This window comes from Niallia sp. FSL R7-0271, assembly GCF_038005785.1.
GTDB lineage: Bacteria > Bacillota > Bacilli > Bacillales > Cytobacillaceae > Niallia.
Genome location: NZ_JBBOTZ010000001.1, coordinates 2228490 through 2253000, shown reverse-complemented (window position 1 = coordinate 2253000; position 24511 = coordinate 2228490). Strand labels below are relative to the sequence as shown.

Below are 24511 nucleotides of genomic sequence, written 5' to 3'. Positions count from 1 at the left end.
CAGAGCCTAGAAAAAGTCCAAAATCTGCGTTTGAGATGTTAAGAATTGAAAAGGAATATGCTGAAATAAAAGGTAAAATTATCTTTGTAAGCGGAACCAATATACCTGAAAAATAAAGGAGACTTAAAATGAGTAAACTTCGAATCGGAATTATCGGTTGTGGCGGAATAGCTAATCAAAAACATTTTCCAGCATTATCGCAATTCAAAGAGATGTGTGAGATGGTAGCTTTTTGTGATATTCATATCGAACGTGCAGAAAAATCAGCTGCGGAATTTGGATCAACCGATGCAAAGGTTTATGAGAATTATCTGGAACTATTAAAAGATGAATCTATTGATATTGTACACGTTTTAACACCTAATGTTATGCACAGTCCGATTACTGTTGCAGCATTTGAGGCAGGAAAACATGTTATGTGTGAAAAGCCGATGGCTCATAATACAGAGGCTGCTGCGAAAATGATGGAGGCTTGGAAAAAGTCTGGGAAGAAGTTCACCGTAGCCTATCAAAACCGATTTCGAGAGGAAGTACAAGCTTTATATAAATCCTGTGAAAAAGAAGAGCTTGGAGATATCTATTTTGCAAAAGCACATGCTGTCCGCCGTCGTGCTGTTCCAACTTGGGGAGTGTTTCCTGATAAATCACAACAAGGCGGTGGGCCACTAATTGATATTGGTACACATGCTCTAGATATTACTTTATGGCTGATGAATAATTATAAGCCGGTTTCTGTTTCAGGCTCTGTATTTAATAAGCTTGGCAGCTTAGCAGAAGCTACAGAAGGAAATTTATTTGGTCCGTGGGATCCTGAAACATTTGAAGTAGAAGACTCAGCATTTGGATATATCAAAATGGACAACGGAGCCACTATTTTCCTTGAATCCTCCTGGGCACTAAACATATTAAACGCAAAAGAAGCGGCAACTACTCTTTGTGGCACAAAAGGAGGAGCAGAAATCATTTCGGGCATGGGTTATAAGGATAAAGAATTAGTTTATAACACAACACATAATGGACGATTAGTGGAAGAGCGAAGATCACCGGTTGGAAACATTGCCTATTTCGATGGCAGCAATAACTCACCAGAAGTGCTCGAAGCAAAGCAATGGCTAGAGGCTGTCCGAGAAGATAAAGAACCCCTTGTTAAACCAGAGGAAGCGTTTGTCGTAACGAAAATTTTAGACGCTATTTACCAGTCAGCAGAAACAGGGAAAGAAATTATTTTTGAAAAGGAGTAACAAGATGACGTTCATAATGAAATTGCCTTTTGTTGATACTGTCGTAGATAATAGTTTAATTAACACAACAATAAATGGAAAAAAGATTGGCTATGAATTTCAAATAAGATTAAGCTATTATCGCGGTCATTACTTATCTTGCATTGAAGAGCTATCAATTGCTGTAAACGATAAAATAATTGATTCCAATGATATTAATTTCTGTCTTAATGGAAAGGAATTCACAATAGGTCAATTGCCTAATTTAGTTTCAGAATTTTGGAATGTAGATAAGCCAGCTACTATTAAAGTTTATTCTCCAGGAGGAATAAAAGAGGGGGATTATAAGATTGATGTAACCCTCTTGCTTCGAAATGCATATATGTATGTTCCTGGAAATACAGAAAACCACAATTACGCAGTATTAGATTCTTGCGGCAGCAAGACGCTGACACTAAATACGAAGGAAGGGAGAACTAAATTAGATGTCTGAGATAAAATTAGGAGTTTCCCTATTTAGTTTTTCAACAGATTTTGTAAAAGGCAAGCTATCATTAGAAGATTGTATCCGTTCAGCGGCAGAAATAGGGGCGGAAGGCTTTGAGCTAGTTGGAGCAACCATGCTGCCTTCTTACCCATATGCAAGTGAAAAAGTCGTGAATGAAATGAAAAGCATGACCGATCATTATGGAATTGATTTTGTCTCTTACGGAGCTAGTGCTGATCGAGGTGTCATAACTGGAAGAGATTTAACAGATGATGAATTAGTGCAGTCGACAATTTTAGATATAAAAACAGCAAGCAAATTGGGATGTAAATTAATGAGGGTACAACCACACCTATCACCAGCGGCAGTTTCGAAATTAATTCCTTATGCTGAGAATTACGGAGTGCAAATAGGTGTTGAGATTCATAATCCGCAAACACCATCTTCTCCAAAGGTTCAGGAGTATGTGGAAATATTTGAGCAAACAGGATCCAAATATATTGGCTTTGTTCCAGACTTCGGCTGTTTTGCAACAAAGCCAAATAAAGTTTACTGGGATGAAGCATTAGAAAAAGGTGCGCCATTAGAGCTGTTAGAAATGGCTGCTAATCTTCGCTATGACGGCATCCCACAAAATGAAGCTAGACAACGTTTAATCAATGCTGGAGCGAATGAGGCGGTAATGGGAGCTTTTCAGGGAATGTATGGCTTTGTAACGTTTACCCGCGAACCTGATTTAACAGGACTAGCGAAAATAATGCCACATGTCTTATATTTTCATGGGAAGTTTCATTATATGTATGATCATTTAGAAGAAGCGAGTATTCCGTATGAAGATATATTGCCAGTTATCAAGCATTCTAAATTTACAGGCTATATTATGTCAGAATATGAAGCATCAGAAAATGCTGTTGAAATGACAAAACGCCACTTACAAATGGAACGTAAAATATTACAAAATCTACAAACAGTATAATATTGATTGCTCGGTAAGGTCCCATACTAAAAGTATGGGCTTTTTTTTGCTGACAAAACGTTAGGTAAAAGCAGTATGCAATTTTTAACCCATTGTAAAAACAGATATTTATTAGATTAAATATCATGTGCTAACAGTGTAAAAAAAGGATATCTGCAGGAGAGTGATGTATATACAATATGATTAAGTAAGCGCTTAACTCATTGTAAATACAAGGCAGAGAGGAAGAGATTATAATAGTGAACTGATTTGGAAGATTTATATAATATAAGGGGGTAAGTATAAATGAGCAAAGGCTTGGATGGTAATGCTGTTACAGAGAGTATAAGTTCACAGAGCATAATCGTGAAGGATAAGGAAAGACTGTCTTTCTCAACCAAAATTAGCTATGGTTTAGGAGATTTTGCAAGTCAGCTATTTTGGAGCTTCAGCGGTTCCTATCTTACGATTTTTTATACGGACGTAGTTGGGTTTACACCAGCAATTGTTGCGATGATTATGTTAGTTGCTCGAATCTTAGATGGAGTTAAAGATCCGATGATTGGTGTTTTAGCAGATCGTACAAAATCAAAATATGGCAGATTCAGACCATATATATTATATGGGACACCATTTCTCGCTTTATTCAGTGTACTTGCCTTCACAGCTCCTGGTTTTGGCGGAAATACGGAAGCTAAAATTGCCTGGGCTTTGTTTACGTATATCGGTTTAGGGCTGTTATATACAGTTGTTAATTTACCTTATGGATCTTTAGCTGCAGTAATGTCAAAAGATTCTGGTGAACGCACAGCATTAAGCTCCTTCAGGATGCTTTTCACAAACCTAGGCAGTGTGTTGCTTGCTGTTATCTCTATGCCATTAATCTTGTTTTTTAGTGGAGGCACAGGAGAGCAAATAACGGCAAAAGGATATACCATGACAGCGCTTGTTCTCTCAGTAATTGCTATCCCGCTGTTTTATATGGTTTTTTTCAAATGTAAGGAGGTGGTTCAGCCGATAAATAAAAATAAAATATCTATTAAAGATTCCCTTGAAGCTATTGTTACGAGTAAATCCTTAATATGTATATTCTTTATATTGTTAGTTTCCTTAACCGCCTTTTTTGGCAGAATGGGAGTGCAGATTTATTACTACCTATATGTTATAAAAAGGATGGATTTAATTGCGCTATTCATGCCTTTACCAGCCATAGGCGCAGCTATCGGGATTATCGTATTTGCAAGATTTGCTAAAAACATTGGCAAAAAAAATATGTTATACATCTCTTACAGTTTAGCATCTCTTTCACTTCTTCTTTTATATTTTGTAGATTTTAATAATATACCGTTACTATTAATAGGGACATTCATTTTTGGACTAACGCAATTCGGTATTCCACTTGTAATTGCGATGGTGCCTGATGCGATTGATGAAATGGAGGATACAAAAGGGGTGCGTGCAGATGGTACCGCTTACGCTGCAACGAGTATTGCTACGAAATTTGCCAGCGCTATTGGCGGTGCAGCAACTGTTTCGTTACTAGGATTTTTTGGGTATGTTGCCAATGCAGAACAAACCGCAGAAGCGATGAACGGCATCAATCTAGTAGTTAATATTGCTCCAGCCATCTTGTTCTTGTTAGCTATTATTCCAGTTAAATTGTATGGCTTAACAGAAGAAAAGGCAGCGAAAATTAGAGAAAGCTTAGATGAAAAACATCTCAATAAAGACAATAAATAAAATGTAAGGGTTATTATAACACGCAGTTCTTTTTGAACCTTCTTTTAGCAAGCAAAGGGGATAAATAAATGCGTGTTTTTTTTATGTCTTTGTTACGAGAGATTAAAAAATGACCATAAATTTTTAATCTAAATAAGGGAGCAGTAAAGGAAGGATAAAAATTTAATACTTTGTGAAAAAGGATGAGAAAGTCCTTTTAAAAGATAATCGCTAAAATGAAAGAGAGTTGTAAATTATATGTAATCAGAAATGAGGGCACAAGATGAACGAATCAACCACTATAACGATTCACAACAGAAAAATATTAATGACCTTATTATTAGTCGGTACTTTTATTGCAGTCTTAAATCAAACATTATTAATTACAGCATTGCCGCAAATTATGGAGGAGTTTCATACAGATGCCAATAATGCACAATGGCTTATCACATCCTTTATGCTAACAAATGGAATTGTCGTTCCTATCTCAGCATTTTTAATTGCCAGGTTTACAACAAGGCAATTATTCTTTTCTGCTGTAATCATTTTTTTAATAGGCACTATATTAGGAGCTTTGTCCTTTTCCTTTTCGATGCTGCTAATGGCAAGATTTATTCAAGCTATCGGTGCGGGCATTATGATGCCGTTAGTCTCCAATATCATCTTAACAATAACTCCAAAAGAGAAGCGGGGAAGTGCCATGGGCTTGCTTGTTCTAGTAATCTGTTTTGCCCCTGCAATCGGTCCCTCCTTAGCTGGAGGAGTTGTAGATGTTTTATCATGGCGCTATCTGTTTTACGGTACTCTCCCAATGCTTTTAATAGTGTTAATTTTTTCGCTTGTAACACTAAAGAATGTGACAGAAACAAATAAAGATGAGCGTATTGATAGTCTTTCCATTATATTATCAAGCCTTGCTTTCGGAGGAATTCTATATGGACTCAGTCTTGCAGGATCGTTAGGCTGGGGAAGCCTGATTACTTATGCATGGGTCAGTATCGGAATTGTTGCACTAATATTGTTAGTGAAAAGACAATTAAAGCTTGCTCAGCCAATGCTTGAATTTAGAGTATTTAAATACAAAACATTTACAGTTTCTAGCATACTGATTGCGATTGCATTTGGAACAATGTTTGGTACAGAAACTATTGTCCCGTTATATACGCAAAATGTGGAGGGAGTTTCTGCCCTTACTTCAGGACTTATTTTGCTGCCAGGTGCGGCATTAATGGGGCTGATATCACCATTTGTTGGACGAATCACTGATAAAGTTGGGGTGAAATTGCTTGTCGTTCTTGGATTCGGGGTTATTACACTATCTACAATCCCTTTAAGTATCTTAAATATAGAAAAGTCAATTCTGCTCCTTGTTATCTTATATACGATAAGAATGGTTGGGATTGGTATGCTGATGACGCCAGTTCAAACAGGTGCTATGAATATATTGCCTCAACACCTATTCAGACATGGGGTAGCTGTGTATAGTACCTTGACCTCGATAGCAGGTTCTGTTGGAATATCGATATTAGTCTCTTTTTACACAAGCCTTGACAACCATTTAAGTTCGGAACAAATGGCGTTAGGAATAACTTTTTTGGTTATTACAGTAGTTAGCGGGTTAGGATTTCTGTTATCACTTAAGCTGCCAAAAGATAAATCAGCAGCGAAGGTCAAGGAAGTATCTGTTAATTCTTAATAGCATAGATAAACAAGCGGTCCATAATAATACAGAAGTGTTTAAGAAAAGCGTAGTTTACTTAAGACTATGCTTTTTTTGTTGCTGATAAATACGATAACTTTCCGATGCGTTCTCTCATTTTTTTAGTTAATACCGTATAAAACACGTGATATACTTAATGGAAAGCGGCGGAAGGGGGCAATAAACCAATTTGCAACGATGCTAATATAAGGAAATCTATAAAAGGATCAATCTACATAGGATGAATTAGCACACTATTTTTAGAGTGAATGAACTAAAGAAAAGGCTTCATTGATAAGCCGGGAATGTCTGCTTTTTGTTAATACATACTCACCGTCAGGGGGGAAACCAATGGCATTAGAACGAGGCCGATTGCTTATTGTTGATGATGAAATTCTGATAAGGCAGGGGATTAAGCATTACGTCAATTGGGAACAAGAAGGCTTTGAAATTGTCGGCGAGGCAGCGCATGGGCAGGAAGCTCTTGATTTAATAGAGGTTGTAAAGCCGGATTTTATCATTACTGATATTGTTATGCCAATAATGGATGGAGAAGAATTAACGAGAATTGTGAAGGAGAAATATCCTCATATTGAAGTGATAGTGTTAAGCAGCTTTGGCGATTTTGATTATGTGCGCTCAACTTTTCAAAATGGGGTTCTAGATTATATTCTAAAGCCAAAGCTAGATGCAGAAAGTTTGTTAGCTGTGTTGAGAAAGATGAAAAAAAGGCTGCCTGCTCGCAAAATAGATGAAGAGGAGGCTTTGAATACCTTTGTTGCGAATGCTGTCCGAAAAATGCTGTCAGGCTATGAAGTGGAACATTCTCTTAAACTAACAGATCGCTTTTTGCATAGGAAGTATTGTCTCGTTTCAGTTGAGCAGAGAGACGGAACAGGAGAACTGTCTTCTGCTGTTAAAACATGGATTAACAGTGGTTTAAGCGAACAAGGCTATATCTGCTTTATTACAGAAAAAATCCTTCTTATTAACGGGGACAATTTTAAAGCACTGCACTCTTTTTTGGAAAACACAGTGGCCATAAAATACAATCTTCAATTGATAGTAAGTGGAGAATTTGAGGATTTTATGCAAATAGGAAAGATATATAAAGAAGAAATTCTAAAATTAATAAAATGCAGCTTTTACTTTCCAGATATTCCGGTTCTCACTGTACAACATTTGCATATCACTGTGACAGAGCTGGAGAAATTTCATTTAGACTGGTTTATTAATGAATTTAAATGTAAACGCTTTGATTCTGCTTTTGCTTATTTGGAGGATCATGTTGCAGCTATTTCTTCTATGTATACATTGGATGTGTATGAGTATAAGTCTTTTTTTAGCAATATTATTTTTAATATCACCATCCTGCTTAGCAATATGGAATATGAGATTCATAGCTTGGAACAGTCGAAATATGTTTACTTGAAAGGAATAGAAGAGGCAAATAGTGCAGAAGAAGTTGTTAAAAAGCTGGAGTGTTTTTTGCGTGATACAAAAACGGTAATTAATACAGTAAAAACGAAGCCGGAAAATGTCAATATCAAAAACATCATTGCATATATGAATGAGCATTATCGTGAGCCTTTGACACTTACTAATGTAGCGCAGCATTTTCATTTTAATCCATCCTATTTATCCAGCTATTTTTCAACACATATGAAAGAAGGCTTCAGCGAGTACCTTAACAGAGTTAGAATAGAAGAGGCATCTAAGCTTCTTGTTGCAGGCACTGCACCAATTTCAGAAATCAGCGGAATTGTCGGCTATTCAGACCACAGCTATTTCTGTAAAGTTTTCAAAAAGATGACAGGATTATCACCGAGCCAGTTCAGGCGCAGGCAATGGGTGGAAAAGAGTTGAGCATACTATGAAGCTAATTCCTGAACGTTTTAGACACAGCAATTTATTTATTACGATGTCCTTGATTACTGTAATGATTATCATCATCGTATCCATCACCATCACATGGACAACAATTCGCATGAGTGAACAATTCTTTTTCGATAAATTCAGTATTACGAATGCGAAGGTGATGAATCAAGTGAAAGAAAGTTACGAGAAATATCATTATTCAGTCGTTCTTGCAACTAACAGCATACAGCAAAGCATTGCCATAAAGGACATATTGACAGAAAAAAGGGAAACAAATGCAGTACAGTTTCAGTCCATCTATCAGATGAGCCAATTAATTAAACGGGTTGAACCTAATATGGCAGCATATGAGGTTGGCATTATTGTAGTTGGTGCAAATGGTCTGAGCTATGCGACAAACGACAGAACGTTTTGGCCAATTACTGATACAGAGTTAAAGGAAAGCAGTTTAGCGGAGAAAACGGCTGAAAACCCGAACAGATTAATCTATCAATATGACAAGCGGCTAAATGATGATGAGAGCGGCAGCTATATTGTTGCTTCACGGGCACTTGTGAATAGGTCTGGATATACTTACGGAGCGGCTTATATATCTATACGAGAAAACGAATTTCGGAAATTTTACTCTAGTTATACAAGTCCAGGCAATGATGTTTTTTTAGTTGATAAAGAAGGCGTCATTGTCTCAAGCAGCTTGTCAGAAAAAGTCGGCAGCACCTCTAAAGAGCTAAAGGAGTATGCCTCAGAGCTTGGCAATAGTGATCATGATGATTATCTGATAGGGGAGTTTATGGGTAAGGAGCAAATAATGATGATGGAATATGTACCAGCCTTTGATATGTACATGTTCAATATCATTGATAAGCATACAGCTTTTGGTGATTTAATTGATAAGAAAAAAATTATGCTTATTTCATTAAGCATTGTTATCGCAGCGCTGTTTATCGTTCTCCTTGTTTCAAGAAGGCTGACGAATTCTTTGTCCAGTCTTGTCAAACAAATTGAAAGTGCATCAGATTATGACTTTGATGAATATGTTGCTGTTTCAGGAACATATGAAACTCGAAAGATTGGTATTGCCTTTAATTCCATGCTTGATGAATTACATGAGTATGTCGATCAGCTCGTACTGTCACAGAAACAACGGCGGAATGCTGAGCTTGCTGCCTTACAGCAGCAAATTAATCCCCACTTTTTGTACAATACACTCGCATCCATTAAATTTATTGCAAGTAAAGGCAATATTGCCGAAACAGAAGCAATGATTAATTCGCTCATATCCTTATTGCAAAATACAATTGGTGATGTAAATGAGACGATTACCGTAGATCAGGAAATAAATAATTTGCGCAATTATGTGCTTATTAATCAGAAGCGCTATGGCGATTCCGTTAAGGTGAATTATTTTGTTGCACCGAACTGTCACGACATTCTGATCCCAAAGCTAATTTTGCAGCCGTTTATGGAAAATTCCTTTTTTCATGGCTTTATCCATAAACCGCAAGGGTATATTCATGTTCTTGTATGGCATGAGGGCGACTGTTTGATTTGTGAAATTGTTGATAATGGGGATGGGATGGTAATAGCTGATGAGCATCTTCCGCAAACAAAACGGAAGCAGCAGTTTTCTGGCATTGGCATAAGAAATGTGCATGAGCGGATTCAGCTCATCTATGGCGAATCATACGGCGTGGAAATTTCCAGTGAGGTTGGCGAAGGAACAAAGGTACGAATCACCCTTCCTGTTCAAAGAAAATAATAAAATCTAAAAAAAGTCCTATTTGAACATTGGAAGCGGATTCATTTTTGTGAAAATACTACAAAAACACAAAAATATCTTCCTAACGATGCACCCCAATAGGATGATAACATAATAGTTGTAAGTGATAACGCTTACAAATAATATTCATACTTGGGGGGAAATCGATGAAAAAGATTCTTGCACTAATACTAGCCAGCGTTCTACTTTTGGCAGCCTGTTCATCTGGCTCCAATACAGAGAATGCTTCAGGAGACTCTAAGGATACAAATAAAATTACGGTATGGGCTTGGGATCCTAACTTCAACATTAAGGCGATGAACTTGGCAGTAGATTCCTATGCCGCTGAAAATGCTGACCTTGATATTGAAGTAATTGAAAACGCTCAAGATGATATCATTCAAAAGCTTAATACGTCTTTAAGCTCAGGAACGACGAAGGGGCTGCCAAATATAGTCCTAATTGAGGATTATCGTGCACAAAGCTTTCTTCAAGCATATCCAGACATGTTCTATGAGTTGAGTGATTCTTTTAAGCAAGAGGATTTCGCTCAATATAAAATTGCACCTACAAGTGTAGACGGCAAAAACTATGGTCTCCCATTTGATACAGGGGTAGCAGGTTTGTATGTCAGAACAGATTATTTAGAGCAAGCTGGCTATACAGTGGATGACTTAAAGGATATTGATTGGAATGAGTATATTGAAATCGGCAAAAAGGTGAAGGAAGCAACAGGCAAAAACATGCTTACACAAGACCCTAATGATCTTGGTTTGATTCGTATGATGATTCAGTCTGCTGGATCATGGTATACAAAGGAAGATGGTGTGACGCCTGACTTATCGGGAAATACAGCTTTAAAGACAGCGTTTGAAACATATAAAGCACTATTGGATGCAGATATTGTTTCACCTGTTTCGGACTGGAGTCAATTTTTAGCAGGTTTCAATAGCGGTGAAGTAGCCACAGTTCCATCAGGAAACTGGATTACTCCATCTGTTAAAGCAGAAAGCTCTCAAGCTGGTAAATGGGCAGTTGTTTCTATGCCGCGCTTGCCAGATGTGGAAAGCTCCATTAATGCTACTAACTTAGGCGGAAGCTCTTGGTATGTTCTAAATGTTCCTGGAAAAGAAAAAGCAGCTGAATTCCTAGCGAAAACGTTTGGCTCTAATGTTGATTTTTACCAAACATTGAATAAAGAAGTAGGTGCTATCGGCACTTATTCTCCAGCAGTGGAAGGTGAAGCATATCAAGAAGCAGATGATTTCTTTAATGGTCAGCAAGTCATCGCGGATTTTGCGAACTGGACAGAGCAAATCCCGCAAATTAACTATGGACTGCACACATATGCCATTGAAGATCTGCTTGTCGTAGAGGCTCAAAACTACTTAAAAGGTAAAGCTCTTGATACTGCCCTAGAGGATGCCCAAAAGCAGGCAGAGGCGCAGATTAAATAATCGAGTAAACTTTAGAGCCTTGGATTTTCTTACTAAATACCAAGGCTCTCTTTTATTACAGAATGCAAGGAGTGTTGAGTTGTGATTCCAGCTAGAACGAATCAGGATCTTCAGACAGCAAGAACTTCCAGAAGCCTGCGCACAAAAAATAATGCGATCGGTTGGTCTTTTATAACTATTGCCGCGGCCATGATTTGTTTATTTTATTTTTATCCAATGGTGCAAGCTTTTATCTTGTCCCTTCAATCAGGAACAGGCACTAACCTGACCTTTGTCGGTTTTGATAATTATGTCCGGTTATTTAAGGACCCGACTTTTCTGACAACAGTGAAAAACACGGTTATCTATCTCATTATCCAAGTTCCAGTAATGATACTGCTGGCATTATTTATCTCCGTTCTGTTAAATGATAAGACGTTAAAGTTTAAAGGTGTATTCCGGACGGCTATCTTTTTGCCATGTGTAACTTCATTGGTAGCTTACTCGGTTATTTTTAAATATTTATTCGGTAATGATGGCATTATCAATATGTTCTTATTAAAGGTTTCCATTATCTCCGAGCCCATTCAGTGGCTGACAGATCCTTTTTGGGCCAAAATCGCCATTATTGCAGCAATCACTTGGCGCTGGACTGGCTATAACATGATTTTCTATTTATCTGCATTACAAAATGTCGACCAGTCTATTTATGAAGCAGCTAAAATGGACGGTGCATCTAGCATTCAAACCTTTTTTAAGATTACAATTCCAATGCTGAAGCCGATCATTTTATTTACATCGATTACTTCTACAATTGGCACACTCCAACTGTTTGATGAAGTTATGAATATAACCCAGGGAGGGCCAGGGAACGCCACGATGACGATATCCCAGTACATTTATAATCTCTCCTTTAAATACACCCCAGACTTTGGGTATGCGGCAACGGTTTCTTATGCCATTGTTATTATGATTGTTATTTTCTCTATCATCCAGTTTAAAGTGGCAGGTGACAAAAATGATTAAGAAAGTATTTAGTTACAGTTTTTTAACGATTGTTTCAATCGTTTCGATTTTCCCTTTTTTATGGATGATTGTCAGTGCAACGAATAAATCAGTTGATGTTACAAAGGGGCGTCTATTGCCAGGTGGGCATTTTGTTGAAAATTTCAAAAACCTGCTTGAAACAGTAGAGATCATTCCAGCGTTGATAAATTCCGCGAAAATATCAATCATTACTACTGTTTTATCACTGCTGATTGCATCACTGGCAGGCTATGGCTTTGAAGTTTACAAAAGCAAAGCGAAAGACATGGTTTTTAACATTCTTCTGCTGTCGATGATGATACCGTTTGCAGCGTTAATGGTGCCTTTGTTCAGAATGTTTGGCATGATTTCACAATCTGCGCCATATATAGGTATTGACACGATTGCAGCTGTTATTTTGCCGACAGTTACAACTGCATTTTTAATTTTCTTCTTTCGTCAGAGCACAAAGATGTTTCCAAAAGATATTTTGGAAGCAGGCAGAATTGATGGTTTGACAGAGCTAGGCTGTTTTTTCAGGATTTATGTGCCGACAATGAAAACGACTTATGCAGCAGCAGCCATCATCACGTTTATGGCGAGCTGGAACAGCTATTTATGGCCATTGGTTGTGTTACAGTCTCCAGAAAACCAAACAGTGCCATTATTGATTTCTGTTCTTGGGTCGAGCTATTCTCCCGATTTCGGCGTAATTATGACTGCGATTGTTATCGCGACATTACCAGCAGCATTCATTTTCTTCATCATGCAGAAGCATTTCGTTGCCGGCATGATGGGATCAGTTAAATAGAAGCAAGGGGAGTGTAATCAATGACGAAAATTATTCCAACATTAGATTGGCTTGAAGATGTGAAGGTATTTGCTGTTAACCGTCTTTTGGCTCATTCAGACCATAATTATTATGAAACATTTGAAGAGGCAAATCTTCGAGTGCCGATGAAGCTCAGGCACAGTCTGAACGGAGATTGGAAATTCCATTATGCAGAAAATCCGCACAGCAGGCCACAACAGTTTTATGAAAAAGATTTTGATTGTGAAGGCTGGGAATACATCACCGTTCCGGGTCATATACAGCTGCAAGGATATGGCACGCCTCAATATGTGAATACGATGTATCCGTGGGACGGCCACAATGATATCCGTCCCCCTGAAATTCCTTCCGATCATAATCCTGTTGGCAGTTATGTCAAATATTTTTCTGTTCCAGAAAATATGAAGGGGCGTGCTGTTAATGTGTCTTTTCAAGGGGTAGAATCAGCTTTCTACGTATGGCTGAATGGGGAATTTGTCGGCTATAGTGAAGACTCCTTCACACCTGCTGAATTTGAGCTCACGCCCTATTTGGCAGAAGGGGAAAACAAGCTTGCAGTTGAAGTGTATCAGCGCAGTACTGGCAGCTGGCTTGAAGATCAAGACTTTTGGAGGTTCTCCGGGATTTTCCGCGATGTCTATCTTTACACAGTGCCTACCACTCACATCACAGATCTTCATGTTCGTCCTGAACTGGATGAAACTTTTACAAAAGGTAAATTAACAGCAACCGTTAAGCTGACAGGAAAACCTGCGTCTAAACTAAGCGCAGAGCTTAGAGACAAAACGGGCAAAACAATAGCTGCAGCAATGGGAGTGGAAGAGGCAAGCAATTGGTCCTTAACAATCAATGTAGACCAGCCGTCCCTTTGGAGCGCAGAAAGTCCATATTTGTATACATTATTCATTAGTGTTTATGATGAATCTGGCAACCTGACAGAAGTGGTGCCACAAAGGCTCGGCTTCAGGCGATTTGAGCTATCAGATAAAATTATGCGCCTCAATGGTGAACGAATTGTGTTTAAAGGTGTGAACCGACATGAATTTAATCCAAGACAAGGCAGAGCAATTTCGAAAGAAGACATGCTGTGGGATATCAAAACATTAAAGCAGCATAACATTAACGCTGTTCGTACTTCTCACTATCCAAACCAAAGCTATTGGTATGAGCTCTGTGACGAATATGGTGTTTACGTTATTGATGAAATGAACTTGGAAACACATGGGTCATGGCAAAAAATGGGGGCTGTTGAGCCGTCGTGGAATATTCCTGGAAATAAACCGGAATGGCAAGATATTGTTATGGACAGAGCCATTTCAATGGTGGAGCGCGATAAAAATCATCCTTCCATCTTAATTTGGTCGTGCGGGAATGAATCCTATGCTGGTGAAGTTATCTTGAACGTTGCCAACTATTTCAGAGAGACAGACCCAAGCAGACTCGTCCATTATGAGGGAGTGTTTCACAACCGTGCTTATAATGATTCAAGTGATATGGAAAGCCGCATGTATGCAAAACCGGCTGTTATTGAAAAATACTTGTCTGAAAATCCAGAGAAGCCATATATAAGCTGTGAATATATGCATGCGATGGGAAATTCACTTGGAGGCATGTACAAATATACAGAGTTAGAACAAAAATATCCTATGTACCAAGGCGGATTCATCTGGGATTATATCGATCAGTCCCTTTATAAAAAAGACCGGTTTGGCAAGGAATACTTAGCTTATGGCGGCGATTTTGACGACAGGCCGACAGATTACGGTTTTTGTACAAATGGAATTGTATATGCAAACCGCCAACTGTCACCCAAAATGCAGGAAGTTAAATATCTTTACCAAGACTATAAGCTCTTATTAGACGAAAATGGTGTCACGATAAGAAATGAGAGTCTCTTCACAAATACAGACAGCTATCAATTAGAATATAAGCTGTTTTTGGAAGGAAAGGAACTGTACAGAAAAAGTACTTTGGCAGGAGTTGAACCGCAAAGCTCTCAATATTTCAAGTTCGATCTGCCTGAAAATCTGGATGCAGCTTTAGGTGAATATAGTATTCAAGCATCACTTACACTGAAGGAAAATACCCTTTGGGCAGAAGCAGGCTTTGAGATTGCATTCGGACAGTATGTTTATGAAAAGGGCAGCAAACAATTTAGTCCGCCTGTTGGAGAACTGCGAACTGTCCATGGTGATGTTAATATTGGTGTTCATGGTAAAGATTTTTCTGTGCTATTTTCTAAAGCTTCTGGCAGTCTCGTTTCTTTGAGCTATGCTGGCAGAGAAATGATCTCATCACCTCCTGCCCCACTGTTTTGGAGAGCGACAACAGACAATGACCGTGGGTTTTCACAAAGCTATCATTCGGGAATCTGGTATGCGGCAAGTCTTGCGCGTAGGTGTAAGGACATTCAAGTGGAGGAAAGCAACAGTCAAACAAGTGTTGCATTCACATATGAATTCTCTGTGCATCAAGACATAGAGGTAACAGTCACCTACACCGTTTATTCAGATGGAAGTGTGCATGTGAAGTCAGCGTATAAAGGAGCTGACAGTCTGCCTCAGCTGCCGATTTTTGCGCTTACGTTTAAGCTTCCAGCAGATTACAGAAAGCTAGAATGGTATGCTCTCGGACCAGAAGAGAACTATTCTGACAGGAACATGGGCGCAAAACTATGCCATTTTCAGCAAGAGGTGGAAGAGAGTCTATCAGGGTATGTTATGCCGCAAGAATCAGGAAATCGAACAGGTGTCAGACATGTATCTGCCACATCAAAAAATGGCCGTGGTATTTTAATATCTTCTGTAAATACACCGCTTGAATGTAATATCTCGCCATATACTGCCTTTGAGCTTGAGAATGCGCAGCATGTTTATGAGCTGCCGCCTATCCATTATACAGTTGTGACTGTGGCGGGCAGGCAGATGGGCGTTGGCGGTGATGACAGCTGGGGTGCGCCGGTTCATGAGGAGCATTTAATTCATGCTAATGAAACGATAGAATTTGAATTCCTCATCCAGAGAAAGTAAATTAGTTAGAGCGGTTCCGCTTAAAAATTTTGTTACAATAGCCTTATTATCCTTAATGTTGGATGATAAGGCTTTATTTTGCTAAAATAATGAAGGTGATAATTTTTGCAAAATTCAAATGATACTTCCTGATTTCAATCAAACAGATTTTGCAGTTATAATAGTTACTATATATTTTAGTTATTGAAATAATTAACAAAGGATGTTAAACGTGATAAAACAAAACGATGATACAGTTCGAAATTTAATGGAGGAGATGTTTCATATTCAAGTTAAGTCCAATAACTTTATGCGGCTGCTAACCTTTGATGAGGACTTATCTGAAAATCTCGTGCTCCTCATGCTTCGCTTGAAACTGTTTGGATTTCTGAAAATCACGCAAATAGCAGAGGTTTTCCTACTGACACCAGGTGCTGCTACTAATATGTGTGATAAGCTGGAAAGAATGGGTTATGCGGAAAGAATTCGCTTGCAGGATGACAGGCGTATTGTCCGTGTTGCTTTAACGAAAAAAGGGGAAGACAGAGTCAACGCCATCTTTTCAAAATTTACAGATGAACAGCTCCTCAGTATTACCAACACACTGGCAGAGATTAATAAGCTCTTTAAACATATTGAGGATATAACTTAAACAGGTCGCAACGATCTGTTTTTTTCTTTGAATTAAATGGATATTTTATCGAATTTAGAATATATTATAATTATTAAATATTTTAGTTATTAAAATATTAAGGGTAGGGGGAGGATATACTATGTCCATAAAGAGACTTATTTTAGGAGGGGTATTAATAATGGCATTATTTTCAATAGCAGGAATTATGTCTACGAAATTTGAACAACGCATCAGTTTAAAAAAATCTAGTCATCTAATTCTACAATCAGATTTTTCCGATCTTAAAGTAGTTACCGACAAGCCGGATTTATCCCTTGAATTAAACGGAAAAAAATCATTGCTGTCTACACCGTCTGTTCAAGTAAAGGAGGAAGGTGATAAAGCCTATATATCTATAAATATATTAAATAAAGGCTGGAAGAAATACTTGCCTGGTCGAAAAATGAGAGCGAAGTTAACACTAAATATCCCTTCTGGAATGATAGATACATTAGAAATAACTAATCAGAACGGAAAGACAGAAATCGGTCAAATTACGGATTTAAGGCTACTTTCCATAAATTCCGAAGTAGGAAGTATTCAGTTAAGTAGTTTTCAAGGAGGAAAGCTTGCCATTAAATCAAACAATGGCAGTGTCTCTTTAGGGAAAGTAAGTGCCCAAGTGAATATTGATAACAAAGTAGGCGGAATAAAAAGTCTTGAGCTGCTGCGTGTTCAAGGAGAAAATTATCTAAAAGTCTCTAATGGCAATGTTCATATACAGCTCCCGAAAGAACTTTATACAACTAATACAGCCATACATGCCATCACTAAAAACGGAGCGATAACAGCAAATAACTCCCTTTTAACTGTGAAAAAAATTGGGCCGGGCAAAGAGTTAGTGAAAGAAGCCTCCAGTGCTAAAGACAAATTGACCATATCCGTTTCTGTCGGCAATATCAACATAAAATAATGGTCAGTGATTCGGAAATATAACCATTCCAATACCCATTGGCACAATCATTAACAATCTGAAAAGTCAGTGTAGGGAAGGGAAGCTTTTCAGCAAAAATCGTACCCATTTCCCCTAAAAATCCTGCAGCAACAAAGGGAATTGCAGACCTTGTTTTATCTGCACCTTCCTTAGCATAAAACCAAGCATCCCAGACTGCATAAACATAAAATCCAGGATAAAAGAGCAGAACGTCAAATGAGGCTGTTTCTACTGCTTGCTGATGGTAACCGTTAAAATCAAGTGCGGTAGCTTCATTAATTCTGCCAAGCATATTATCGAAATGCTCAAAAATAATAAAAATTACGCCCTTTAACAGCTCACGATTATAAATTTGGCCAAAGCCTGGCATAATCATGGAAATCAATGCAGCAATAATTCTCATATAAATACCTCTTAAAGTTAACTTAATGTCAGTTTCTCCTGTTACTGCTTTAGATATACAAAATATGTAAAATGAATTATCACCTTCTCTACAAGGATAAAAATATGAAAATTCAGGCAGCACCGTATATAATAGGATATAGAAACGAAAACATTTTTTATAGAGAGGAAGGAATGTCAATGGAGTACCGTCTTGAAAGAGATACAATCGGAGAAATTAAAGTGCCGGCAGAAAGTTACTGGGGAGCACAAACACAGCGAAGCAAAGAGAATTTTCCAATTGGAACAGAAAGAATGCCGATGGAGATTATTCACGCCTTTGCTATTTTAAAGAAAAGCGCTGCTATTGTAAACCAAGAACTAGGCTTATTAGCAAAAGAAAAAGCGGAAGCGATTGGCTACGGTGCTGACCAAATCTTAAATGGCAGTCTTGAAGAGCATTTTCCCCTTGTGGTTTGGCAAACGGGAAGCGGCACACAGTCCAACATGAATGTTAACGAAGTGATTGCTTTTGCAGGCAACAAATGGCTTGCTGAAAAAGGATTAGACATCAGGCTGCATCCGAATGATGATGTAAACAAATCGCAAAGCTCTAATGATACATATCCGACAGCACTTCATGTGGCTGCAGTTGTTCAGCTGGAAGATACGGTCTTGCCGGCGATAGCCAAACTAAAAGAGACTTTTAAGGAAAAAGCAGCTGCGTTTTCTGAAATTGTTAAAATTGGGCGAACTCATTTACAAGATGCGACCCCATTGACATTAGGGCAGGAAATCAGCGGCTGGCACCGCATGCTTGAAAAGTCCGAAAGCATGATAGCAGCGAGTTTGCCGTACTTGCGTGAGCTGGCAATTGGCGGCACAGCAGTCGGTACAGGCTTAAATGCCCATCCAGAGTTTTCTGAAAGAGTTTCCGAAAAAATCTCCTTATTCACAAACAAAGAGTTTTTATCAGCAAAAAATAAGTTTCATGCACTGACAAGCCATGATGAGATAACATTCGCACATGGAGCGTTAAAAGGATTGGCTGCAGACATGATGAAAATAGCGAATGATGTGCGCTGGCTTGCAAGTGGGCCTCGTTGCGGCATTGGAGAAATCATGATTCCAGAAAATGAACCAGGCAGCTCTATTATGCCAGGAAAGGTGAATCCAACCCAAAGTGAAGCCGTGACAATGGTAGCTGTTCAAGTTATGGGAAATGATGCTGCAATCGGCTTTGCGGCAAGTCAGGGGAATTTTGAACTGAACGTCTTTAAGCCAGTCATTGCCTATAACTTCCTTCAGTCCGCCCGCTTGCTTAGTGACAGCATTATTTCCTTTAATGATCGTTGTGCGGTTGGAATTGAGCCAAACCTAGAGAAAATCGACAGAAATTTAAATGAGTCCTTAATGCTTGTAACAGCCTTAAATCCGCATATCGGCTATGAAAATGCGGCAAAAATAGCGAAAAAAGCATACGCGGATAACTCCACTTTAAAGCAGGCAGCATTAGAACTAGAATTATTAACAGAAGAAGAGTTTGATAGCTATATCCAACCGAAAGAAATGACATATCCGAAATAGAAGCAATCTTTTTATAACTGCACCTTTTAATAAAAGAGGTGCAGTTTTTAGTGCATTAAAAAGATAATATTTGTTAACTAAAAGAAAAAATAGTAGTATAGTCGTATGACAAAAGTAGTGTATAATAAATCTTCATAGATTAATAAATGAAATATAGGAACATGCTATAACTTCAGGAGGTCATATCATTGCCTTTTCATCACATCTTAGACCATTTTCATACACAATATATGATCGTAATTCCTATCCTGTCTATCATAAGCTGTGCTTTAGGGCTGTGGATCAGCAAGAAAGTAAGGAAGAACGAAAATGAGAAAAATAGAAATGGAATTCTTATTTTTGGTTCATTGCTCTTAGGCTTTACTTTTTGGATAACCCTTTATCTCATTATGCAAATGGTGCCATTACCATATTCGCCTAGTAATTATCTGCTCTATTTAATCAGCATCTATTTGTTTTGTTTTATCGGTTCCTTAGTAATTCTGGCATTGGCACAAACCAAGGAAGTGAAGGAAAGCCAATATTTTTGGGGGAGTTTATTTTTAGCAGTATGTATTCTCGCCGCTGATACGATTGGTTTTGCCCTGATGTTTAAAAATCATCTCCATTTCAATATCATCCTGTATATTACTACTTCTTTGCTAACAATAGGATCTGCTTTTTCTGTGTTCCGGTTTGTGATTTTGATAACCACTGATGATGTCTTTCAAGCAACATCAAAAAGGCTGGAATATATCGGAATTGTCCTTGCAGGTGTGTCTCTTGCAAATATCCCCTATATTGTATTAGTTTCTATTTTGAAATTTAATTTAGGCTATATGTATAGTGATTACGAGATTTTTATTCCGTTCACCTTAACAATCGCAGCGAATTTATTATTAATGCTGCTGCCATATTTTTTAGGAGATACTATTTTAATTAAAAAGGCAAACTTTTATACATCCCTGTTTGAGCATAACCCCGTTGCCGTTATTGGCATCGATTTAGCTGGAGTAATCAATAGTGTGAATTCTGAAGGTATTAAACTACTAGAATATGAGGAAGAGGAATTGGTTGGAAAGAGCATTTCTGAAATCTTCATGAAGGTGGATAAGGAGAAGATTAAACACTATCTATTAGGTCATTTTAAAGGGAAGGTTCATAAATTTGAGACAGAAATAGTTTTAAAGAATAATACTCGAAAAGATGTTTTTGTTACGGCAGTCCGGATTATCACAAAGGAAAAGTTCATCGGCACCTTTGTACTGGTTGAGGATATTACCGAAAAGAAAAAATCAGAAGAGCAAATAAAACATCTAGCCTTTCATGATGATCTTACACAGCTTTCAAATAGACGGCTTGCAAAGATTACGATGAATCAATATGTGGAAAACAACACTCCGTTTACATTAATGCTCCTCGATTTTGACCGCTTTAAAAGCATTAATGATACTCTGGGGCATTCATTCGGGGATAGTCTGCTGCAAAGAATAGCAAAACGGCTTAATAATTTAGTAGAAGAGAACGGCAAGGTGGCAAGATTTGGCGGAGATGAATTTTTGATTATCATTCCAGATGGCAGTAGTGACAAGGATATGTATAAATCAATTGCTAAATCTATTAATCATGTTTTTAGACAGCCAATCCTTATAGACGGTTATGAGATTATTTTGACAGCAAGTGTTGGCATCAGCAGATTCCCCGAGCATACAACAGATGTGGATGACCTTGTAAAGTACGCAGATATCGCGATGTACCAGATGAAAGAAGCAGGGGCTAATGGGTTCAAGGAATTTAACAAGGAAATGTCCTTACATGCAGACCATAAAGTCGGCTTAGAGAGTGATTTGCAAAAAGCCATGGATTATCAGGAGCTGTCCGTTTACTATCAGCCTAAGTATCATATAAAAAGCGGCAAGATTATTGGAGCTGAAGCTTTACTTAGATGGAAACATAATAAAAAAGGCTTTATACCGCCCAATGAATTTATTCCGCTGGCAGAAGAAAGCGGTCTAATCGTAAAGTTGGAAAAATATGTGTTTGCTCAAGTGTGCAAGCATATTCATAGATGGGCAACTTCAAGGAAAACATTCGGCAGGATTTCTATTAATATTTCAATTGTCACATTATTAAGAGAGGACTTCGTCTCATTTATTGCGGGACTTTTGCAAAAGTACAAAATAGACGGCAGCATTATTGAATTGGAAATAACCGAAAGAATTGTCATGAAGAATGAGCTTGTTGTCAATGAGACATTAAAGAAAATAAGTGAGCTGGGCATCAGCATCAGCATGGATGATTTTGGTACAGGCTATAGTTCGTTGTCCTATCTTCATAAGCTTCAGGTCGATTGCATAAAAATAGATAAGTCTTTTATTGATCAAATAGAAGGCAATATTGAAGTAGTTTCTGCCATAATCTCTATGGCACATAATCTTAAGCTGGAAATTATCGCAGAAGGTGTTGAAACTGAAGCACAAGTACAAAAGCTTATACAGCTTGGCTGTGAGCAGGCTCAAGGTTTTTATTTCTCCAAACCAATCACAATGGAAAGCTTTGAGGCCATCCTTTAAGTGTATCTTCAGCTGAAGGTGCATTTTTTTTATTGATTTCCTATAGTAGATATTTACAATTCACTTTTGCTCTCTGTTACTATTAAAAGGGAAGCAATAAAAAAAGAGGGTGTAATCATGATACAAACAGAATTAGACATTAAAGAGTGGATTCATGACGATGAATGGATGATGGACATTTTACGAACGGTCCGTAAGCTCAACTTGCCTGATTGGTGGATTTGTGCAGGGTTTGTCCGAACAAAAATCTGGGATAAAATCCATGGTTTTTCACATAGAACACCTCTTGCTGATATTGATGTGATTTATTTTGACTCAACCGAAATATCAGAAGAGAAGGAAAAGCAGCTAGAGAAAAAATTAGAACAATACAATCCGAATCTGCCATGGTCTGTAAAAAATCAAGCTCGCATGCATGTTTTAAATAACTTCCCGCCATATGAATCCTCTGCTGATGGGATAGCACATTTTCCTGAAACGGCTACAGCGCTTGGAGTAAAGCTTCATAAAGATGACAGCATCGTTCTTTGTGCTCCATGGGGGATAAAAGATGCTGTTTTCCTTGAGGTTAAACCAACCCCGCCCTTTAAAAAGGCAAACAACAGACATATTTACGAGGCAAGAATAAAGCAAAAAAAATGGCATTCTGTATGGGATAAACTGCGTATCACAGAATAAAGAAAAAACGGTTTTAGGATGTGTGTTTCCTAAAGCCGTTTTCTTTGAAAAATTACAGCAGCTTTGTCATAAACATGCTGTTCTCATCATGTTTATAATCTGCAAATGGACCACAATAAGTAAATCCTAATGTTTCATATAGCTTTCTTGCAGGCAAAAAAGCATCCATTGAGCCTGTTTCAAGGCTTAAGCGTTCATAGCCGCGGAATTGTGCGGCTTCTAAAATATGTAACATAATTTGTTTAGCAACACCTTTTCGCAAGTGGGCAGGAGCAGTCTTTACCGATTTTACCTCTGCATGATTTTTATCCAATTCCTTTAATGCGCCGCATCCTAACAGCGCACCATCCTCCCAGGCGCTCCAAAACGTTATTTCCGGCTTGCGTAATCCCTCTAAATCAAGGGCGTGGATGCTTTCAGGCGGTGAATGAAGTGTCATGCTATGAAGGTGATCCTCTAATAAGCCTGCAATTTCAGGTCCTTGTAAATCATCAACTTTAATGATCAATGTATGTGTTCTCCTCTCTTTAAACTAATTGAAATGACAATCTAATAGTATTATCCTACCATAAGGTTATTTGAATAGCATTATTATTTAGAATATTACTATTTTAGTCAGTTTGAAAGAGAAATAGACTCACTTCACAGCTAAATGGTGATGATTTGCAAATATATGTTGAACATTTAAGCATGAAGGTTATTGTTAATTTCTGGATCTTCACTGTTGTTTTTATCTTTCATTCTGCTGAACAGATTGGCAAGAAGCGAACCAGACAAGTTATGCCAAACGCTGAAAATGGCGCTAGGAACTGCTGCCAGCGGTGAAAAATGAGCTGTAGCAATCGCAACTCCCAATCCTGAATTTTGCATGCCTACTTCCATTGCCACAGCCTTTTGCTTGGCCAAGTCCATACCACAAAGACGTGCAAAGAAAAAGCCGATGATAAAGCCAAGGACGTTATGAAGGATAACGACTCCAAAAATAATCAGCCCAGTTTCAGCCAATCTTTCAGCACTGCCAGCAACAACGGCAGACACAATTAAAACAATCGCAATTACCGAAACAAGCGGCATCGCTTTAGCACCAGCTTTAGCCTGCTTTCCAAAAAAGCGTTTAACGATAAAACCAAGAACTAATGGAATGATGACAACTTGAACAATTGAAAGAAACAAGGAACCTACACTGATATGTATCCATTTACTTGCAAACAGCAAAATCAGCAATGGTGTCACAATTGGTGCTAATATCGTCGAAACGGATGCAATGGCAACTGCGAGGGCAACATTTCCTCTCGCCAAAAATACCATAACATTAGATGCTGTACCGCTTGGGCAGCAGCCTACTAAAATGACGCCAACAGCAATTTCACTTGGCAAGTCCAACCCAACTGCGAGCAAAAATGCAAGCAACGGCATAATGATGAAATGACCAATTACTCCAAGAGCAACATCCTTAGGACGTGTGAATACTTCTTTAAAATCGGATAATTCTAAAGTAAGCCCCATGCCGAACATAACAATCCCTAATAAAGGAACAATATAGCTGCCAATCCAAACGAAATGATTGGGCATAATGTAGGCAACAGCGGCAAAAATTAACACCCATAATGTAAATGTTTTTCCGGCAAAGCTGCTGATTTTCTCGATGACTCGCATAACGAAACCTCCAAAGTATGATAATTCAGAT

19 protein-coding genes are annotated in these 24511 nt (G+C 38.1%); 16 read left to right on the top strand and 3 right to left on the bottom strand.

The window, feature by feature from the left end:
• Positions 1 to 128 precede the first annotated feature (128 nt).
• From MKX82_RS11485 to MKX82_RS11425, 13 genes are all read left to right on the top strand, one after another.
• Positions 129 to 1241, top strand: a complete 1113-nt coding sequence (locus MKX82_RS11485; protein WP_341077272.1) for a Gfo/Idh/MocA family protein — start codon at positions 129 to 131, stop codon at positions 1239 to 1241.
• A gap of 4 nt (positions 1242 to 1245) precedes the next feature.
• Positions 1246 to 1713 (top strand): C-glycoside deglycosidase beta subunit domain-containing protein, encoded by a 468-nt coding sequence (locus MKX82_RS11480; protein WP_341077270.1) that lies wholly within the window; start codon positions 1246 to 1248, stop codon positions 1711 to 1713.
• Positions 1706 to 2683 (top strand): sugar phosphate isomerase/epimerase family protein, encoded by a 978-nt coding sequence (locus MKX82_RS11475; RefSeq protein WP_251645516.1) that lies wholly within the window; start codon positions 1706 to 1708, stop codon positions 2681 to 2683. The genes MKX82_RS11480 and MKX82_RS11475 overlap by 8 nt, the downstream gene beginning before the upstream one ends.
• Positions 2684 to 2968: 285 nt before the next feature.
• Positions 2969 to 4402, top strand: coding sequence for an MFS transporter (locus tag MKX82_RS11470; protein ID WP_341077266.1), 1434 nt, complete (start codon positions 2969 to 2971; stop codon positions 4400 to 4402).
• Positions 4403 to 4664: 262 nt separating this feature from the next.
• Positions 4665 to 6077: an MDR family MFS transporter gene (locus MKX82_RS11465; protein WP_233313584.1), complete on the top strand. Its 1413-nt coding sequence runs from the start codon at positions 4665 to 4667 to the stop codon at positions 6075 to 6077.
• 354 nt (positions 6078 to 6431) lie between these two features.
• Complete coding sequence (locus MKX82_RS11460) at positions 6432 to 7946, top strand: response regulator transcription factor (protein ID WP_341077264.1); 1515 nt, start codon at positions 6432 to 6434, stop codon at positions 7944 to 7946.
• A 7-nt stretch (positions 7947 to 7953) separates the two neighbouring features.
• A complete protein-coding gene (locus tag MKX82_RS11455) occupies positions 7954 to 9717 on the top strand; it encodes a cache domain-containing sensor histidine kinase (RefSeq protein WP_233313586.1) in 1764 nt (587 codons plus the stop codon).
• Positions 9718 to 9884: 167 nt separating this feature from the next.
• Positions 9885 to 11174, top strand: a complete 1290-nt coding sequence (locus MKX82_RS11450) for an ABC transporter substrate-binding protein (RefSeq protein ID WP_233313587.1) — start codon at positions 9885 to 9887, stop codon at positions 11172 to 11174.
• Between the two features lie 135 nt (positions 11175 to 11309).
• Positions 11310 to 12179, top strand: coding sequence for a carbohydrate ABC transporter permease (locus MKX82_RS11445; protein WP_267913310.1), 870 nt, complete (start codon positions 11310 to 11312; stop codon positions 12177 to 12179).
• Positions 12172 to 12990, top strand: a complete 819-nt coding sequence (locus MKX82_RS11440; RefSeq protein WP_233313589.1) for a carbohydrate ABC transporter permease — start codon at positions 12172 to 12174, stop codon at positions 12988 to 12990. Before MKX82_RS11445 ends, MKX82_RS11440 begins: the two co-directional genes overlap by 8 nt.
• Before the next feature lie 20 nt (positions 12991 to 13010).
• A complete protein-coding gene (locus tag MKX82_RS11435; RefSeq protein WP_341077256.1) occupies positions 13011 to 16040 on the top strand; it encodes a glycoside hydrolase family 2 TIM barrel-domain containing protein in 3030 nt (1009 codons plus the stop codon).
• 211 nt (positions 16041 to 16251) lie between these two features.
• A complete protein-coding gene (locus MKX82_RS11430; protein ID WP_233313591.1) occupies positions 16252 to 16671 on the top strand; it encodes a MarR family winged helix-turn-helix transcriptional regulator in 420 nt (139 codons plus the stop codon).
• Positions 16672 to 16831: 160 nt separating this feature from the next.
• Entirely contained in the window at positions 16832 to 17605 is a 774-nt protein-coding gene (locus tag MKX82_RS11425; protein ID WP_251645528.1) for a DUF4097 family beta strand repeat-containing protein, read from the top strand.
• Here the strand turns inward: MKX82_RS11425 and MKX82_RS11420 are convergent.
• Positions 17592 to 18029, bottom strand: coding sequence for a hypothetical protein (locus tag MKX82_RS11420; RefSeq protein WP_341077252.1), 438 nt, complete (start codon positions 18027 to 18029; stop codon positions 17592 to 17594). The two genes, MKX82_RS11425 and MKX82_RS11420, sit on opposite strands and share 14 nt — an antisense overlap.
• A gap of 179 nt (positions 18030 to 18208) precedes the next feature.
• On the opposite strand from MKX82_RS11420, the gene fumC reads away from it, so the two are divergent.
• From fumC to MKX82_RS11405, 3 genes are all read left to right on the top strand, one after another.
• Positions 18209 to 19594 (top strand): class II fumarate hydratase, encoded by a 1386-nt coding sequence (fumC, locus tag MKX82_RS11415; protein ID WP_233314738.1) that lies wholly within the window; start codon positions 18209 to 18211, stop codon positions 19592 to 19594.
• Between the two features lie 188 nt (positions 19595 to 19782).
• Complete coding sequence (locus MKX82_RS11410; protein WP_341077247.1) at positions 19783 to 22146, top strand: sensor domain-containing protein; 2364 nt, start codon at positions 19783 to 19785, stop codon at positions 22144 to 22146.
• 114 nt (positions 22147 to 22260) lie between these two features.
• Positions 22261 to 22824 carry a nucleotidyltransferase family protein gene (locus MKX82_RS11405; protein ID WP_341079518.1) on the top strand — a complete coding sequence of 188 codons (564 nt, stop codon included), beginning with the start codon at positions 22261 to 22263 and terminating at the stop codon, positions 22822 to 22824.
• A 52-nt stretch (positions 22825 to 22876) separates the two neighbouring features.
• Here the strand turns inward: MKX82_RS11405 and MKX82_RS11400 are convergent, their stop codons facing one another.
• Together MKX82_RS11400 and MKX82_RS11395 are read right to left on the bottom strand one after the other, a co-directional pair.
• Entirely contained in the window at positions 22877 to 23332 is a 456-nt protein-coding gene (locus tag MKX82_RS11400; RefSeq protein ID WP_233313596.1) for a GNAT family N-acetyltransferase, read from the bottom strand.
• A gap of 176 nt (positions 23333 to 23508) precedes the next feature.
• A complete protein-coding gene (locus MKX82_RS11395; RefSeq protein ID WP_341077244.1) occupies positions 23509 to 24480 on the bottom strand; it encodes a bile acid:sodium symporter family protein in 972 nt (323 codons plus the stop codon).
• Between the last annotated feature and the right edge of the window lie 31 nt (positions 24481 to 24511).

Excerpts from the sequence above, each read along its gene's own strand:
- MKX82_RS11465 (WP_233313584.1), top strand. The coding sequence starts at position 4,665 with ATGAACGAATCAACCACTATAACGATTCACAACAGAAAAATATTAATG.
- fumC (WP_233314738.1), top strand. The coding sequence starts at position 18,209 with ATGGAGTACCGTCTTGAAAGAGATACAATCGGAGAAATTAAAGTGCCG.
- MKX82_RS11425 (WP_251645528.1), top strand. The coding sequence starts at position 16,832 with ATGGCATTATTTTCAATAGCAGGAATTATGTCTACGAAATTTGAACAA.
- MKX82_RS11395 (WP_341077244.1), bottom strand. The coding sequence starts at position 24,480 with ATGCGAGTCATCGAGAAAATCAGCAGCTTTGCCGGAAAAACATTTACA.
- MKX82_RS11435 (WP_341077256.1), top strand. The coding sequence starts at position 13,011 with ATGACGAAAATTATTCCAACATTAGATTGGCTTGAAGATGTGAAGGTA.
- MKX82_RS11455 (WP_233313586.1), top strand. The coding sequence starts at position 7,954 with ATGAAGCTAATTCCTGAACGTTTTAGACACAGCAATTTATTTATTACG.
- MKX82_RS11485 (WP_341077272.1), top strand. The coding sequence starts at position 129 with ATGAGTAAACTTCGAATCGGAATTATCGGTTGTGGCGGAATAGCTAAT.
- MKX82_RS11440 (WP_233313589.1), top strand. The coding sequence starts at position 12,172 with ATGATTAAGAAAGTATTTAGTTACAGTTTTTTAACGATTGTTTCAATC.
- MKX82_RS11450 (WP_233313587.1), top strand. The coding sequence starts at position 9,885 with ATGAAAAAGATTCTTGCACTAATACTAGCCAGCGTTCTACTTTTGGCA.
- MKX82_RS11470 (WP_341077266.1), top strand. The coding sequence starts at position 2,969 with ATGAGCAAAGGCTTGGATGGTAATGCTGTTACAGAGAGTATAAGTTCA.
- MKX82_RS11460 (WP_341077264.1), top strand. The coding sequence starts at position 6,432 with ATGGCATTAGAACGAGGCCGATTGCTTATTGTTGATGATGAAATTCTG.
- MKX82_RS11475 (WP_251645516.1), top strand. The coding sequence starts at position 1,706 with ATGTCTGAGATAAAATTAGGAGTTTCCCTATTTAGTTTTTCAACAGAT.
- MKX82_RS11420 (WP_341077252.1), bottom strand. The coding sequence starts at position 18,029 with ATGAGAATTATTGCTGCATTGATTTCCATGATTATGCCAGGCTTTGGC.
- MKX82_RS11480 (WP_341077270.1), top strand. The coding sequence starts at position 1,246 with ATGACGTTCATAATGAAATTGCCTTTTGTTGATACTGTCGTAGATAAT.